Raw genomic sequence first — 13,692 nt, 5'->3', positions numbered from 1 at the left:
CAGCACCACCACGGCCGTGGCACAGCCATGCCCACAATCCGGCCAGGCATCGGCAAAGCCGAAGGACAAATAGCAAGCGAAGCCGAGGCGTATCTCGAAACCGCGATGCGAAGCGAGCCGGACAGCACCCTGTGCCACGCCGTTCAAGCGGTAATTTCCGGAACCCGACTGCTTGACCTGACTTGGCTCAAATTAGTGCGCACCGCGGTCGTGGATGCGGGTGAGGGCATCACGGAGGTCGTCGGGTAGCGGGTCGACGGCGGTGAGGGTGTGCTCGCCGGCCTGGATGTTGATGGTGCGGTAGCGGCGGGTGGTGCGAACACGGCCGTCAGGTGCGCGTCGATCGACTCGCGCTTGTGGTGGTAGATCGGCCGCGCACGTAGGTCGTGTTTAGACATTCGGAACGACTTGTGAGCTGGATGAACCGGTTGCGTTTGACCGCAGTCTTGCCGGCGACGGCTTGCTCGGCCTTGGCGACCTGTTCGTCGATGCCGTGCAGGGTGCGCCGAGCCCGGTCCGCCCGGTACTGGTAGTAGATGATCTGGTCGCGGCGCTGGTCCTTGGGGCCGGCAGGCCAGGGGGCTGGGTGAAGATGTGCCCGTCGGGGATCTGCTCATCCGGGTGCTCGTGGCGCCACGCCTGCACCACGTACGGCACGTCGGGTATCCGCGCGCCGAGGATGAACGACAACCCCGCGGCCTCGATGGCCTGCTGGTTGGCCGCAGAGATCATGCCAGCGTCGGCCACGACCGTGACATCAGCCAGCTGGTGGGCGTCCATGAACGCACGGATGGTCGGCAGCATCGTAGTGGTCTCGCCCCGGTTGCCCTCGAACGCGTTAACCATCAACGGAAACCCGCTTGCGTCGGTGAGCAGCCCGATCGTGATCTGCGGCTCCAGGCGGCGTTCTTTGGAGAACCCGGGCTCACGGAACCCGTCCCCGGCATCGGTCTCGAAGTACAAGGTGGACACATCGTGGAGAACCAGTGACGCCGGCCCCAGATCAGCGGTGCGGGCGCACGCCGCGGCCAACTTCTGCCGCCAGGACTCTTTCGCGAACGCGGGCAGACGCCGCTTGAGGGTCGCGTACGCCGGCGGGTCGAAACCTGCCTCTTCGACCACCCGCAGACTGTCGAACCCCAACAGCTGGTAGGCGTGGCCGAGCGCGTCCCACAGGTACCCCATCCGCGACGACGTGATCCCAAGCGGCCCACCACCAGCACCACTGCTGGCCTGCAACGCCGCGAAGTCCGGGCCGAAGTCGAGCTCGGGCTGCCCCACAGCCAGACGCTGCCTCGCCACCGCCCTGAGCGCCTCCAACGCCGCATCGTCATGCGCCGAGCCGATGTGCTCACACGACGAAACCGCAGCTCAACAGCCAGCACCCTACCCAAGATCAGCGATCTTGAGCCAAAGTCAAGTAGGGTGACGGAATGGTCATGCGGGTGGCGATTCCCGTGCTGCCGTGCCGAGATGTGCAGGCAGCGCGGTCGTACTTCACGGACGTGCTCGGATTCGACACCATATTCACCTGGGAGACCCCACCCAGCTACGCGGCCGTGATCCGCGACAGCGCCGAGTTCCACCTGTACGCCGAAAGCAGCGTCGGCCCGGCCAGGGTGACGGTTGTCGTCGACGACGTCGATTCCTGCCACGACGAGCTGCGCGCCCGCGGCGCCGACATCGTCGAGCCACTGGCTGACCGGCCCTACGGGATGCGCGACTTCAACGTACGGACACCCGATGGGCACTTGTTGATCTTTAGTCAGCCGCTTACCGAGTAGGGGTGACCATCGGCGGACCAGCCGGAAGAATGACCGGACCTCGGATGTTCGGGAACCGGCGCTCCGCCCACCGCCGAGACGGGCGCTGCAGCTCCTTGGGGAAGACCGAACAGCCGGTGGGTACGGTCACCGGCGCGCCGGCCGACCCGGAGATCCATTCGTTGACCTGCCGGAGGCTTTCCCAGTAAAGCCGGGCGGATGAGGCACCGGTGCCGGGCAGCCAGTAGAGCATCAGGTTGTCGAGCAGCTCATCCCGGGTAACAACCCGATGCAGGTCGCCACCGGAGTCGGTCCACGACCAGAACTTCTCGACGATCCAGGCGCAGAGGGCGGCCGGCGAGTCGACCAGCCCGTAGCCGACCGTCTGCGGCCGGGTCGACTGCTGCGCCGAGTATCCGGAGCCCCAATCGCAATCGTCGCGAAGCGGCGATGAAATGACCCGGCTCGGTAAATCGCCCACGCAACCCACCACCCAACCGGACCACCAACGACCTAGCGCGGGTCGCGTTTGGGGAGTGGGCGGGTGGCGGGACCTTCCAGCACCTCGCCGTCCACGTCGAAGCGGGAGCCGTGGCACGGGCAGTCCCAGCTGCGTTCGGCCGCGTTGAAGCGGACCAGGCAGCCCAGGTGGGTGCAGCGCAGCGAGACGGCGTGCAGCTGGCCCTCCGGGTCGCGGTACACGCCGGTTTTGCCCAGGCCGTCGCGGATCACGTGGGCGTGGTCGGGTTGCAGGGACTCGCTGGACGTTGCGTCGGCGGGGAGGACGCGGTCGCCCACGAACTCGGCGGCCACCTCGGCGTTCTTCTTCAGCAGGGTGGGCAGGGAGCTCAGGGACAGGCGGTGGGGGCTGAAGCGGTCGGCCAGGTCGTTGGGCTTGTCGGTGACCAGGTCGGCCAGCAGGGAGGCGGCGAACGTGCCTGAGGTCAGGCCCCACTTCATGTAGCCCGTGGCGGTGTACAGGGTGGTGTTGCCCGGGGTGTAGGTGCCGATCATCGGCAGGTGGTCGTAGGCCGTGGGGTCCTGGGCGGACCAGCGGTGGGTCACCTCGGCCACCGGCCAGTGGGTGCGGGCGAAGTCTTCCAGTTTGCGGAACGGTTCCACCGCGGACTTGCCGGTCGGGTGGCTTTGGCCCGCGACGATCAGGTGGTCGCCGTTGGCGCTGATCGACCAGGACGGGCTGCCTGTGCTGATCGCCAGTGCGGTCGGTGGCGGGGTCGTCAGGCGGGCGGCTATGCAGTAGGCGCGGGTGATTTCCATGCGCGCGAAGTAGAAGCCGCGGTCCAGCACGGGGTAGTGGGTGGCGATGACGATGCGTTCGGCGTCGACCTGACCGTCCTCTGTGTACACGCGGTTGCCGCTCACGCTCGTCACGCGGCTGTGTTCGAAGACCTTGCTGCCGTCGCCTTCGATCGCGGCGGCCAGGCCCTGCAGGTACTTCACCGGGTGCAGGGCGAGTTGGTCGTCGAGTTTGACGGCGGCGTGCACCTCGAACGGGAGGTCGAGGTCGGTGCTCGCGTACGCGGGGAGGCCGGCGCGGCCCGCGGCTTGGAGTTCGTCCTCCACGGACTGCACTTCGGACTCGGTGTAGGCGTAGGTCACGCCGGGGGCGCGGCGCAGGTCGCAGTCGATGCCCTCCAGCTGCACGAGATCTGCCACCTGCGTGACGGCGCGCTGGGAGGCGGTGGCGTAGTCGGCTGCCGCGGACACGCCGTGGGCCTTGGTGATCTGGGTGTACACAGTGGACTGAAGGGCGGTCACCTTGGCGGTGTTGTTGCCGGAGACGCCGGAGGCCACCCGGTCGGCCTCCAGGACCACCACGTTCAGGCCGCAGCGCTTCAGCAGCAGTGCGGTGGTCAGGCCGGTGATGCCGCCGCCGACCACCGCCACGTCGCAGGTGTGCTTGCCGGTCAACGGCGGACGGGGCGAAGCGGAGAGCGCGGAGAGCCAAAGTGACTGGTCGGCGGTCGTCGTCATGGCGGCTGGATACCCTGCCGCCTGAGTGGGTATGCGACCACCATGGGTAAGCACCGGGTAGTCGTTGTCGGTGGTGGGTTCGGCGGGCTGGGCGTCGTGCGCGGGCTCAAACGCGCGGACGTCGAGGTCACGTTGATCGACCGCACCAACCACCACCTCTTCCAGCCGTTGCTCTACCAGGTGGCGACCGCGTTGCTGCCCGCCGGCGACATCGCGCCGGCGTTCCGGGCGGTGCTGCGCAGGCAGCGCAACGCGAAGGTGCTGCTGGGGGAGGTGACGGGGTTCGACCCGCAGAACAAGAGGGTGCACGTCGACCTGCCGGACGGGACGTCGCGGACGGTCGGGTACGACACGCTGGTCGTGGCGGCCGGGGCGCGGGACAGCTACTTCGGTCACGACGAGTGGGCCGAGGTCGCGCCGCCGATGAAGACCCTCGAACAGGCCGTCGACCTGCGCTCGCGGATGCTGCGGGCGTTCGAGACCGCGGTGGCCGCCGGTGACGCCAAGGAGTGGCTGTCGTTCGCGATCGTCGGGGCCGGGCCGACCGGGGTCGAGCTGGCCGGGCAGCTCGCCGACCTCGCGCGCAGGGCGTTGAAGGGCCAGTTCCGGGAGATCGACCCGAGGGACATCCGGATCACGCTGCTGGACGCCGTGCCGCACGTGCTGCCGCCGTTCTCCGCGCCGTTGCGCGAGCACACCAGGAAGAAGCTGGAGAGTCTCGGCGTGACGGTGATGACCGGCGCCATGGTCGAGTCGATCGACGACAGCGGCCTCACCACGAAGGACGGCGACCGGGTCGAGGCGCGGACGATCATCTGGGCAGCCGGGGTGCAGGCCTCGCCGCTGGCGCGCAAGCTCGCCGAGGCCACCGGCGCCGAGCTCGACCGCAAGGGCCGGATCCTGGTGAACCCCTCGGACTGCAGCGTCACCGACGACATCTACGCGATCGGCGACATGGTCAACCTCAACGACCTCCCCGGCATCGCCGAACCCGCGATCCAGGAGGGGCACCACGTCGCCCGCGTGATCAGGGCACGGCTGCAGGGGCGGCCCAGCAAGCCGTTCAAGTACCTCGACCTGGGCACGATGGCGACGATTTCGCCTGGTGACGCCGTGGCGGACATCAAGAAGCTGCGGCTCAAGGGCCTCATCGGCAAGGTGGCCTGGGCGGTCGTGCACATCGCGTTCCTGGTGGGCTGGCGCAACCGGGTCGCGGTGCTGGCGCAGTGGGCGTGGAACATCGTCACCGGGCGCCGGGCACAGCCGATCATCCTGGAGCCCATGCACGCGATAGAGCGGAAATAACCCGCACGTCTAGCGTCCACGACAGCCGAAGGCCGGGGAAGTGGACGTATGTCGAACGTGGTGAACCAACTGCCCGTCGAGGTCGTGCGGTGGCCGGTGGACGCGGCGGCACGGGAGGCGTGCCAGCGCAGCGGGACGTTGTGCCTGCTCGTGCTGGAGAAGAACGTGCCGGCGCCCGTCCTCACGGACATGCGGGAGGACTGGGTCCGCGCGCCGGTGCCGCAGCAGGACCTCGCCGTGCGCATCGCGATGCTGCGGGCCCGCGCGGCGCGTTACGCGGTGCCGGAGCTGGACGCGTCCGGCATCCTGCGTTTCCGCACGCGTTCCGTGGTGCTCTCACCGACCGAGCGCGCGCTGGTCGCCGAACTGCTGAAGCATTTCCGTTCCTTGACCTCGCGCGAGGATCTGCTGCGCTGCCTGCCCACGAAGGACGGCGACACGAGCAACGCGCTGCACCTGCACATCATGCGGCTGCGGCGCCGGATCGCCCCGCTCGGCCTGGTGATCAAAACCCTGTGGAACCAGGGATATCAGCTGGGCCCGGCCGGCCCATAGGTTGCCTATGACAGCCCCACGGGTAACCGGGCGGCGTGAACAAGGAGCTGCTGGGCATCTACCTCAACGACCACCTGGCCGGGACGATGGCGGGCACCGAGCTCGCCCGCCGCATCTGCCGCACGCATCCCGAACTGCGCGTGCTGGCCGACGACGTGGAATCGGACCGGCGCGAGCTGCTCGACGTGATGCGGTCGTTCGGCGTCGAGCCGCGACCGCACAAGGCCGCGATCGGCTGGCTGACCGAGAAGGCGGGCAGGCTGAAGCTCAACGGACGGCTGCTGGGCCGTTCCCCGCTCAGCGACGTCCTCGAACTGGAGACGTTGCGCATGGGCATCGAGGGCAAGGCCGCGATGTGGCGCACCCTGCGGACGTTGCCCGGTGCCGACGCCGACCGCTTCGACCGGCTGGTGCGCCGGGCGGAGAGCCAGGCCGATCTCGTCGACCAGCACCGCCTGCGCATCGCGCCCGGTGCGTTCAACGCGCCGAACACGTCGGGTGTCGACGTCGAACGCACCTTCACCGTGGCGTCCTCGCCGGAGGGCGTCGTCGAGTACCTGCGCGACTTCTCCCGCACCGAGCAGTGGGATCCGGGCACCGTGACCTGCACGCGCCTCGACGAGGGCCCGGTCGAGGTCGGCTCGCGCTGGCGCAACGTCTCGACGTTCCTCGGCCGCAAGACCGAGCTGGTCTACGAGCTGACTCGTGACGATCCGCAGGGGCTGCAGTTCGTCGGGCGCAACGACACCGCCACCGCGACCGACGACATCTCGATCACCGCGGGACCGGCTCCCGGCACGACCAGAATCGCCTACCACGCGCACCTCGAGTTCACCGGTCTGGCGAAGCTCGGGGCTCCGGTGGCGAAGCTGGCGCTGGAGAAACTCGGCAACGACACCGAGAAGAGCTTGATCCGCGTCCTGGGCGACGTGCGGTAAAGGAAGAGGAAAACCGCAGGTCAGGATACATTCCCCGGATCGGGGGTGATCCCTAGACTCCCTCGCGCCGGTTCGTGAGACAGGCCTTCCTCCTGTCCGCACCGGCTAGGACACAGAGGGAGAACTGGGGTGTTCGAAAACAACGTCACCAGGCGCGGCTTCGTCACGGGCGCGGCGGCCGTCGCCGGTCTCGCCGGCCTGTCCACCATCGCGCCGGGGCTCGCGAGCGCCGACCCGAAGATCGCGGACCAGCACACCGAGGCGGAGCTGCGGGCCTCCGAGGCCGGCGCGCTGGCGATGATGACGTTCCAGAAGATCGACGGCACGCCGGTGTACTACTGGCGTTCCAACCGGGGCAACACCACCCTGCGCAACTGGCAGTGCACCGACGCGTTCTACAACGCGCTCGTGGCCTGGATCCGGGACCTGCGCTCGCTCTCGTCGAGCTACGGCTCGATCAGCTACATCGTCTCGGCCGGTTTCTACGTCGACAAGCCGGGTCAGCACGGCGCGGGCACCGCGATGGACCTCGACCACGTCCGCTGGTCCGGCGGCAACACCATCTCGCCGCTCGACAAGCACCACGCGTCGACCAACGCCGCGATCCGCAAGCGCTACCTCGCGACCGAGGCCGTGTGCCGCCGCCGGTTCCGCTACGTGCTCGACGGCTGGTACAACGCCGACCACGCGGACCACATCCACTCCGACTTCGGCGGCCTGCCGGTCCGCGTGCTCAAGGACTCCGAGTCCGACACCAAGTTCGTTCAGGCCGTGTGCAACAACTTCCGCGGCTCCGGCCTGGTGATCGACGGCATCTGGGGCACGAACACGCAGAACGCGTTCAACGGCCTCAAGTCGGCGCTCGGCGTCACCGGCGACCCGCACACCAGCTCGTCGGTGTGGCAGGCGATGCTGTCAAAGATCGCGACCAAGGGCTTCGCGAACCAGAACATCTGAGTCGAAGTCGTCGAAGCTGTCGATCCAGGAATCCGGCTCCAGGCCCGCGGTTCCGTAACCGAACGACACGCAGACGACGGGAGCGCCCGCCGCGCGGGCGGCACGGACGTCGCTGGTGCTGTCACCGAGCATCAGCGCCGCCGTGCCGCCCGCGCGGCGGACCGCTTCCAGCAGGTGGCGCGGATCCGGTTTGCGGTAGGGGAGTTCGTCACCGCTCACCACCGCGTCGAACGCCTCGCCCAGTCCCAGCGCGCGCAGCATCCCGCCGGTGATGCGGCCGGACTTGTTGGTGCACAACGCAAGCCTGATACCGCGAGCGCGCAGACGTTTCAGCAACTCGGCAGCGCCGGGGTACACCACCGCGAGATGGCCGGGATTCGCCGCGTACGCCCGCAGGTACGCTTCCTGGACCTCGCCGGCCAGGTCCGGTGACGCCTCGGACTTCTCCAATGCCGCGCGTACGAGAGCATCGCCGCCCAAGCCGACGTATTGCCGCGTCTCGTCGTCGGTGAACTCGGTCAGCACGTACGAGCGCAGAGCGATGTTCAGGGCGTGTGTGATTCCCGGGACCGTGTCGACCAAAGTTCCGTCCAGGTCGAAAACCACGGTGTCAATCGTCACGACAGCTCCGGTTCCACAGCTTTGTAAACGTTTACAATCCGTGCCGGAAAGGCTAGCCGAGGTTCTCCGGCGAGCACAAACAACAGAAGGCCCCTCGGTCTCGTTTGGTGGGAGGAGACCGAGGGGCCCGGCGGCCTGGCTGTGCGGTTATCCGGTCACGGCTTCGGGCACTTCTTCCACGCGAAGTGGTACACCGTCTCGATGGAACCGTCCGTCGAGTCCATCGCCATGAAGCTGGTCTTCTTCGGGTCGGACGAGCCCTTGTCCACGCGCAGCTCGGTGTTGATGTTGAAGTTCCGCTTGGCGCCGCACGGGTGGTAGACGATGGAGGCGACGTCGGTCTTGTGCGTCACCTGCCAGTCGTCGCTCATCGCGCCGTTCCAGGTCTTCGAACGCTGGTCGTTGTCCGACATTCCCTGGAAGTAGTAGCTCGCCTTCTGCGTCCCCTTCGCTCCCCGCTCCAGGTGGGCGAAGCCTCTGTAGTCGGCCTGCGCGATTCCGTAGGTGAATCCGCCCGGTACGTTGACCCTGAGGTTCAGCTGGCAGTTCTTGCGGAAATCCGTCGGCCGCGCCTCAGGGCCGACCTGGGCCATGTAGTCGCTGTAGGTGACCGTGAAAGCCTTGTTGTCGGGCGAGACGGCGACGGCGGCCGTGCCGATGCGGCACCCGGAGCCGTTGACCGTGACGACGTCGATGGTGATCTGGCCCGTCGGGGGCGGATCCGCGACCGGGGGAATGACGATGGTGGACAGAGCCAGAGCGGCCGCAGCCAACGTGCTAATCATGGGACACCTTTCCGAATGTGCAGGACATGTCGGGCGGCGTGATACGAGACCGTATCGGAAAGGGTGTTAACGAACGTTCCGCCAACCAGAGCAACATTGGCGCATCGACCATTTGTCACTTATTGCGGTCGATCGGTTACCGCATCAAAAGGCAAGCCGAAGCCGTCGTCGGTTAATTGCCATCCGTACCGGAAGGACGCTATTCGGGAACGTGATGGTCCTCGCGGGGTGGCGAATGTAACACGGCTCGAACGGAGCAACCGCAGTCTGAGATGCGGAACTCAATTCGTGAAGTGTCCACACCCGTGAACCCGTGGAACCGGCAAGGGCGCGTCCACCGTCGGACGCGCCCTTGTGGGTGAAATCGGAGCTGGACCGGTTTACCCGAGTCCCTAGCGCTGCGGACCGCCGCCCATCGAGCCGCCGAGTCCGAAGAGAATCCGCTGGATGAGCTCGGGATCGACGTCCGGCTCGTCGCCCAGCGCCTCTGCCGCGGGGGAGCGGCGGGGCTCGCGCCGGGGCAGCGGCACCGCGTTGGCGTTCACGCCGGTCGGCAGCGGGAGCTCGCACCAGATCAGCTTCACGCCGCCACCGAGCTGCAGCTCGCCGGTGCGGAGGTCGGGAGAGGTGGGCGGCATCGTGAACCGGGCCGCCTCGAGCTCGACGACCAGGTAGTCGCCGCTCAACCGCAACCGCAGGGTGATGAGCCGCGAGGTCTTGGGGTCAGCCGACTCGATGGCCGCCTCGACCAGGGCGCAAGCCACCGCGGAGCAGTCGTCGATCATGTTGCGCAGCCGCCACTCGCCGAGTGTGAAGCGCACGAACAGATCCGCGCAGTTCACCGCGGTGGGCAACGCGATGAGTGTCAGGTCGTCAACCTGTGCGGTCTGGGCGTTCACCTGCATGCAGCCTCCGTTCGCGTGCGGCGCGCGAGCCAACGACAGTCACCCGAATGGCCGTCGCGGTGAGCGGGAATCTACATGGGTATACGCGGGAAGCAATGCCCTGGTTGACTCACCCGTCAAAAGTCACGACCGGGTCACGAGGATACGCCCCGGCGCTCACTGTGTGTAGAGCGCCGGGAGCGCTTGGTGATCAAGTTCGGTCAGCATCGCTTCCAGGCGAACTGGTAGCGGGTGTTGACGCTGCCGTCCGTCGAGTCCATCGACACGAACGCCGGCTCCTTCGCGGTGTTCGTGGACACGCGGACCTCCGTGTTCACGTTGAGGTTGCGCACCATGCCGCACGGCGCGAAGACGATCTCCGCGATGTCGGTGGTGTCGGTGAACTGCCAGTTGTCGGTCTTGGGGCCGGGGATGTTGTGCGTGCTCATGCCCGTCGACGACGAGCCGGAGAAGTAGTAGCTGGCGCGTTGCATGCCCTTCGCGCCTCTGGGTAAGTGCGCGAACCCGCGGTAGTCGGCCTTCGCGATCCCGTACGTGAAGCCCTGCGGGTAGTGCACGCGCAGGTTCAGCTGGCAGTTCTTCCTGAAGTCGGTCGGGGCGGATCCGGAACCGGCCTGCGCGGTGTAGTCGCTGTACGTGACCGTGAATGCCGTGTTGTCGTCCGCCACCGCGACCGCCGCTGTTCCGGCGGGGCAGCCGGAACCGTTGACCGTGACGACGTCGACGGTGATTTTGCCGGGGGGAACGACATCGGCGGTGCTCGGCGCCTCGGGGGCGACGAGGAGCGACAGTGCCAAACTCGTAGCTGCCATCACACTGAGCATGAGGCGCCTTTCATTTCGGGGGATGGGATGGCGGCGTGACGAGGACGTTATCTTAAATAGACTTAAGGCGTGGACAGCCGACCGGGCGAACTTAAATATATTTAAAACGGATTAATCGTCTGAACGGTGGATTGGCGACGGCGGGCCGTCGGCTAACTTCGTGTCAGATCGCAAAAACGATCACACAGACCACGTTGAATACGCCGGTCCCCACACCTGGCGCCGAGAGCCCCGGCAGATCCACCTCGTAACACCGGTGTGGGAAGGCGTGCGCGCACTGCTCATCGGGTTCCACCCTCCTGCTCGGAACTCGGTGGTGCGGCAGCGGTGCAGCGCAGCCGGCCGGTGCCCGCCGGCGGTGTCGGACCCGTCCCACGGTCCGCACCGCCGGCGGTGTTCTTTCCCGGCCCTCACCAGGGCCCTAGCGCCTCCGGAGCCTCATTTGCACGCGTGCCCCACCCAGCGGCCCGCGGTCGACGTGGAGAGAGCCACCCGTGCTTTCCGCGGCGCGGCGGGCGATGTCGAGCCCCAGCCCGGTGGACCCACCGCCGCTGGCGCCGCGCCGCAGCGCGTGTTCCACGTTCGCGATGCCGGGCCCCGCGTCCTCGACGACGAGCGCCACCAGATCGGCCTGGTGCACCAGCGTGACGGCGAACCGCGTGCCCTCCGGCGTGTAGCGGAAGACGTTGCCCAGCAACGCGTCCAGCGCGGCGGTGAGGTCGGTGCGGGAGAGCGGCACGTGGGCGGGCCGGTCGGCGCCGCGGATCGTCCACGGCCGGTCCTGGTCGTCGGCGAGCGCGGACCAGAACACCAGCCGTTCGCGCACGACGCCCGCCGCGTCCACACCGGCGTTGTCGGGCTGCAGACCGGACCGGGCCGCCTTGATGATCTCGTCGACCTCTCTCTCAAGCCCCTGGACGGCCTCGCGGACCCGATCCGCACCAGGACCCCTCCCGAGGGTGTCCGCGTCCAGCAGCAGCGCTGTGAGGGGCGTTCTGAGGCGGTGGGAGAGATCGGCGACCACCTCGCGTTCGGCGGCGAGCAGGTGCCGGACGCGTTCGGCCATCGCGTTGAACGCCTTGCCGACCTCCTTGAGCTCGGGCGGCCCCTTGACCGGCACGTGCACGGAGAGGTCGCCCTGGCCCATCCGCCGTGCGCCCTCGGCCAGTGCGCGGGTCGCTCGCACGGCCCGCGCACCCAGCCGGTCGGCCACGAGCACCGAGCCGGCGACGAGCCCGACGGCGACGCCCGCCAACGCCCACCACGTGCCGATGACGCCGTGGGTGAGCTGTTCGCGCGGCACGAACGCCTCCACGATCACGATCCCGTTGGCGCTGGTGGCGAGCGGCTGCAGGTAGGCGACGCCGTCGGGGCGTTCGAGCGTGGACGCCTTCGCGAGGTTCTGCGCGTCCTGCAGGTTGGCCGCGGTGATGTGCGAGGTGCCGTAGGTGTTGGGGGCCGGTGTGCTGATGTGCACGGCGAGCCGCTGCTGGCCGCCGTAGCGGGTGCTCCTGATCGCCTGGCGGATCTCCTGCGGTTTCGTCGTGATCAGCAGTGCCGGCGTGAGGGCGTTGGCCTGCTTCTCCGCCTCGCTGAGCGCGCTGTCGTACGCGGCCTTCTTCGTGACGATGGCGAGCGGGATGAGAAAAGCCAGTGCCACCATGCTGGTCGCCGCGAGAGCGACCAGCACCAGTGACCGCCTCATCTCGGTGCGACCAGACGCACGCCGACACCGCGCACCGTGTGCAGGTAACGCGGCTGCGCCGCCCGCTCACCGAGCTTGCGGCGCAACCACGACAGGTGGACGTCGAGCGTCTGGTCGTCGCGGGTGGACGGCCACAGGTTCGCGAGGATCTCCGCGCGCGGAACCACCTCGCCCGACCGTGCCGCGAGATACGAGAGCAACTCGAACTCCTTGTGCGTCAACGTGAGTTCCCGACCGTCCACAGTGGCCCTCCGCAGTTCCACGTCGATCTCGAGGCCGCCGATCACGAGCTGCTTGCTCTCCCGCGCCCTGCGCAGCACCGCCTGCACGCGGGCGCCGAGGTGCTCGCTGGAGAAGGGTTTGACGAGGTAGTCGTCCGCACCGGCGTTGAGCAGGCGGATGATCTCCTGCTCGTCGTCGCGGGCGGTCGCGATCACCACGGGCGTGTTCGTGACGCCCCGGATCATCCGCAACGCGTCGCCGCCGTCGAGGTCGGGCAGCCCGAGGTCGAGCACCACGACGTCGTAGTTGTTGGCGGTGACTTCGCGCAAAGCCTCGATCGCGAGCGCGACACCGTGCACCATGTGGCCCTGGCCGGTGAGAGCGCGCGTGATCGCCGCTCGCACCACCGGGTCGTCCTCGACCAGCAGTACTGATGCCATGAGCCGCTACAGGAGGGTCGTCGCAGTGAGACGGTCGGTCGGATACCTGGTCGCCTGGGCGTTGGTGACCACCGTCGCCATCGGCCTGTCCTGGTTCGGCATCCGCACGGCGATGGAACCCGCTCCGGTGGCCGCCGTCGACGCCGCGGGCTCCACGGCGAGCCCCGGTGTGCTGCCGCTTCCCACCGTCACGTTCAGCGTCCCGGTGCCCGCCACCACGGCGGTCAGCTCGCCGCCTGTCACGCCCTCGTCGTCCACCAGGCCTCCTGTGGTCAGCTCGTCCGTTGCGGCTCCTCCCAGTAGTACGGATGCGCGTCCCTCCTCGGCTCAACCTCAGGAGGGGGAATGGCAGTCGGACGGTTCCTACGTCCACGCGTTTCACCTGCGCGGCGGTGACGTGGTCGTGCGCTACCGCCCGTCGGCCGTGGAAGCCCTGTCGGCCACCCCCGCCGACGGCTGGTCGGTGTCCGTCGAACAGCCCGGCGGCCCGCTGGTCGTGAACTTCCGCACCCCCGAGGGCCGCCTCTCCCGCCTGGAGGCCACCTGGTCCGCCGGCCCCACGGCCCGCGTGATCGAGAAGTAGTGCTCGATGAAGGGCTCCTTCATCCACATGAGGTGTGAACTGGGCCCCGAAAGTTGGACTGGCTAAGTGAAGGTTAGGCCGCGAGGGTCTGGGC

General features: G+C 68.0%; 14 protein-coding genes and 1 pseudogene. 6 read left to right on the top strand and 9 right to left on the bottom strand.

Features of this window, described 5'->3' with window-relative positions:
• Window positions 1–192: 192 nt before the first annotated feature.
• A pseudogene (locus IEZ09_RS18150) lies at window positions 193–1,326 on the bottom strand (IS1634 family transposase); the annotation flags it as partial.
• A gap of 107 nt (window positions 1,327–1,433) precedes the next feature.
• Here IEZ09_RS18150 and IEZ09_RS18145 point away from each other — a divergent pair.
• Window positions 1,434–1,784 carry a VOC family protein gene (locus IEZ09_RS18145; RefSeq protein WP_189254899.1) on the top strand — a complete coding sequence of 117 codons (351 nt, stop codon included), beginning with the start codon at window positions 1,434–1,436 and terminating at the stop codon, window positions 1,782–1,784.
• Here IEZ09_RS18145 and IEZ09_RS18140 read toward each other — a convergent pair.
• Window positions 1,774–2,244 (bottom strand): alpha/beta hydrolase, encoded by a 471-nt coding sequence (locus tag IEZ09_RS18140; protein WP_308202406.1) that lies wholly within the window; start codon window positions 2,242–2,244, stop codon window positions 1,774–1,776. The two genes, IEZ09_RS18145 and IEZ09_RS18140, sit on opposite strands and share 11 nt — an antisense overlap.
• Before the next feature lie 32 nt (window positions 2,245–2,276).
• A complete protein-coding gene (locus IEZ09_RS18135) occupies window positions 2,277–3,758 on the bottom strand; it encodes an FAD-dependent oxidoreductase (protein WP_189254898.1) in 1,482 nt (493 codons plus the stop codon).
• A gap of 42 nt (window positions 3,759–3,800) precedes the next feature.
• On the opposite strand from IEZ09_RS18135, the gene IEZ09_RS18130 reads away from it, so the two are divergent.
• The 4 genes from IEZ09_RS18130 to IEZ09_RS18110 all read left to right on the top strand — a co-directional run bounded on the left by IEZ09_RS18130 (window position 3,801) and on the right by IEZ09_RS18110 (window position 7,513).
• On the top strand, window positions 3,801–5,063 hold the full coding sequence (locus tag IEZ09_RS18130) for an NAD(P)/FAD-dependent oxidoreductase (protein WP_189254897.1): 1,263 nt from the start codon (window positions 3,801–3,803) through the stop codon (window positions 5,061–5,063).
• A gap of 48 nt (window positions 5,064–5,111) precedes the next feature.
• Entirely contained in the window at window positions 5,112–5,618 is a 507-nt protein-coding gene (locus tag IEZ09_RS18125; protein WP_189254896.1) for a winged helix-turn-helix domain-containing protein, read from the top strand.
• 35 nt (window positions 5,619–5,653) lie between these two features.
• A complete protein-coding gene (locus tag IEZ09_RS46505) occupies window positions 5,654–6,556 on the top strand; it encodes an SRPBCC family protein (RefSeq protein ID WP_229812673.1) in 903 nt (300 codons plus the stop codon).
• Window positions 6,557–6,685: 129 nt separating this feature from the next.
• On the top strand, window positions 6,686–7,513 hold the full coding sequence (locus IEZ09_RS18110; protein WP_189254895.1) for an extensin family protein: 828 nt from the start codon (window positions 6,686–6,688) through the stop codon (window positions 7,511–7,513).
• Here IEZ09_RS18110 and IEZ09_RS18105 read toward each other — a convergent pair.
• The 6 genes from IEZ09_RS18105 to IEZ09_RS18080 all read right to left on the bottom strand — a co-directional run bounded on the left by IEZ09_RS18105 (window position 7,472) and on the right by IEZ09_RS18080 (window position 13,015).
• On the bottom strand, window positions 7,472–8,134 hold the full coding sequence (locus IEZ09_RS18105; RefSeq protein WP_189254894.1) for an HAD family hydrolase: 663 nt from the start codon (window positions 8,132–8,134) through the stop codon (window positions 7,472–7,474). The genes IEZ09_RS18110 and IEZ09_RS18105 overlap by 42 nt on opposite strands.
• Window positions 8,135–8,289: 155 nt before the next feature.
• Window positions 8,290–8,919, bottom strand: coding sequence for a DUF4360 domain-containing protein (locus IEZ09_RS18100; RefSeq protein WP_189254893.1), 630 nt, complete (start codon window positions 8,917–8,919; stop codon window positions 8,290–8,292).
• A 392-nt stretch (window positions 8,920–9,311) separates the two neighbouring features.
• Entirely contained in the window at window positions 9,312–9,824 is a 513-nt protein-coding gene (locus tag IEZ09_RS18095) for an ATP-binding protein (RefSeq protein WP_301325422.1), read from the bottom strand.
• Between the two features lie 200 nt (window positions 9,825–10,024).
• Window positions 10,025–10,648: a DUF4360 domain-containing protein gene (locus IEZ09_RS18090; protein WP_189254892.1), complete on the bottom strand. Its 624-nt coding sequence runs from the start codon at window positions 10,646–10,648 to the stop codon at window positions 10,025–10,027.
• Between the two features lie 421 nt (window positions 10,649–11,069).
• The gene (locus IEZ09_RS18085) at window positions 11,070–12,353 is read right to left on the bottom strand and encodes a sensor histidine kinase (protein ID WP_189254891.1); all 1,284 of its coding nucleotides are present in this window, start codon (window positions 12,351–12,353) and stop codon (window positions 11,070–11,072) included.
• On the bottom strand, window positions 12,350–13,015 hold the full coding sequence (locus IEZ09_RS18080; protein WP_189254890.1) for a response regulator transcription factor: 666 nt from the start codon (window positions 13,013–13,015) through the stop codon (window positions 12,350–12,352). Before IEZ09_RS18080 ends, IEZ09_RS18085 begins: the two co-directional genes overlap by 4 nt.
• Before the next feature lie 25 nt (window positions 13,016–13,040).
• Between IEZ09_RS18080 and IEZ09_RS18075 the strand changes: the two genes are divergently transcribed.
• The gene (locus IEZ09_RS18075; RefSeq protein ID WP_189254889.1) at window positions 13,041–13,598 is read left to right on the top strand and encodes a hypothetical protein; all 558 of its coding nucleotides are present in this window, start codon (window positions 13,041–13,043) and stop codon (window positions 13,596–13,598) included.
• The last annotated feature ends 94 nt before the right edge of the window (window positions 13,599–13,692 follow it).

This window comes from Lentzea flava (assembly GCF_014648475.1).
GTDB lineage: Bacteria > Actinomycetota > Actinomycetes > Mycobacteriales > Pseudonocardiaceae > Lentzea > Lentzea flava.
This window is presented reverse-complemented; position numbering and strand designations above follow the sequence as displayed.

Excerpts from the sequence above, each read along its gene's own strand:
- IEZ09_RS18145 (WP_189254899.1), top strand. The coding sequence starts at position 1,434 with ATGGTCATGCGGGTGGCGATTCCCGTGCTGCCGTGCCGAGATGTGCAG.
- IEZ09_RS18135 (WP_189254898.1), bottom strand. The coding sequence starts at position 3,758 with ATGACGACGACCGCCGACCAGTCACTTTGGCTCTCCGCGCTCTCCGCT.
- IEZ09_RS18130 (WP_189254897.1), top strand. The coding sequence starts at position 3,801 with ATGGGTAAGCACCGGGTAGTCGTTGTCGGTGGTGGGTTCGGCGGGCTG.
- IEZ09_RS18125 (WP_189254896.1), top strand. The coding sequence starts at position 5,112 with ATGTCGAACGTGGTGAACCAACTGCCCGTCGAGGTCGTGCGGTGGCCG.
- IEZ09_RS18100 (WP_189254893.1), bottom strand. The coding sequence starts at position 8,919 with ATGATTAGCACGTTGGCTGCGGCCGCTCTGGCTCTGTCCACCATCGTC.
- IEZ09_RS18095 (WP_301325422.1), bottom strand. The coding sequence starts at position 9,824 with ATGCAGGTGAACGCCCAGACCGCACAGGTTGACGACCTGACACTCATC.
- IEZ09_RS18090 (WP_189254892.1), bottom strand. The coding sequence starts at position 10,648 with ATGCTCAGTGTGATGGCAGCTACGAGTTTGGCACTGTCGCTCCTCGTC.
- IEZ09_RS18085 (WP_189254891.1), bottom strand. The coding sequence starts at position 12,353 with ATGAGGCGGTCACTGGTGCTGGTCGCTCTCGCGGCGACCAGCATGGTG.
- IEZ09_RS18080 (WP_189254890.1), bottom strand. The coding sequence starts at position 13,015 with ATGGCATCAGTACTGCTGGTCGAGGACGACCCGGTGGTGCGAGCGGCG.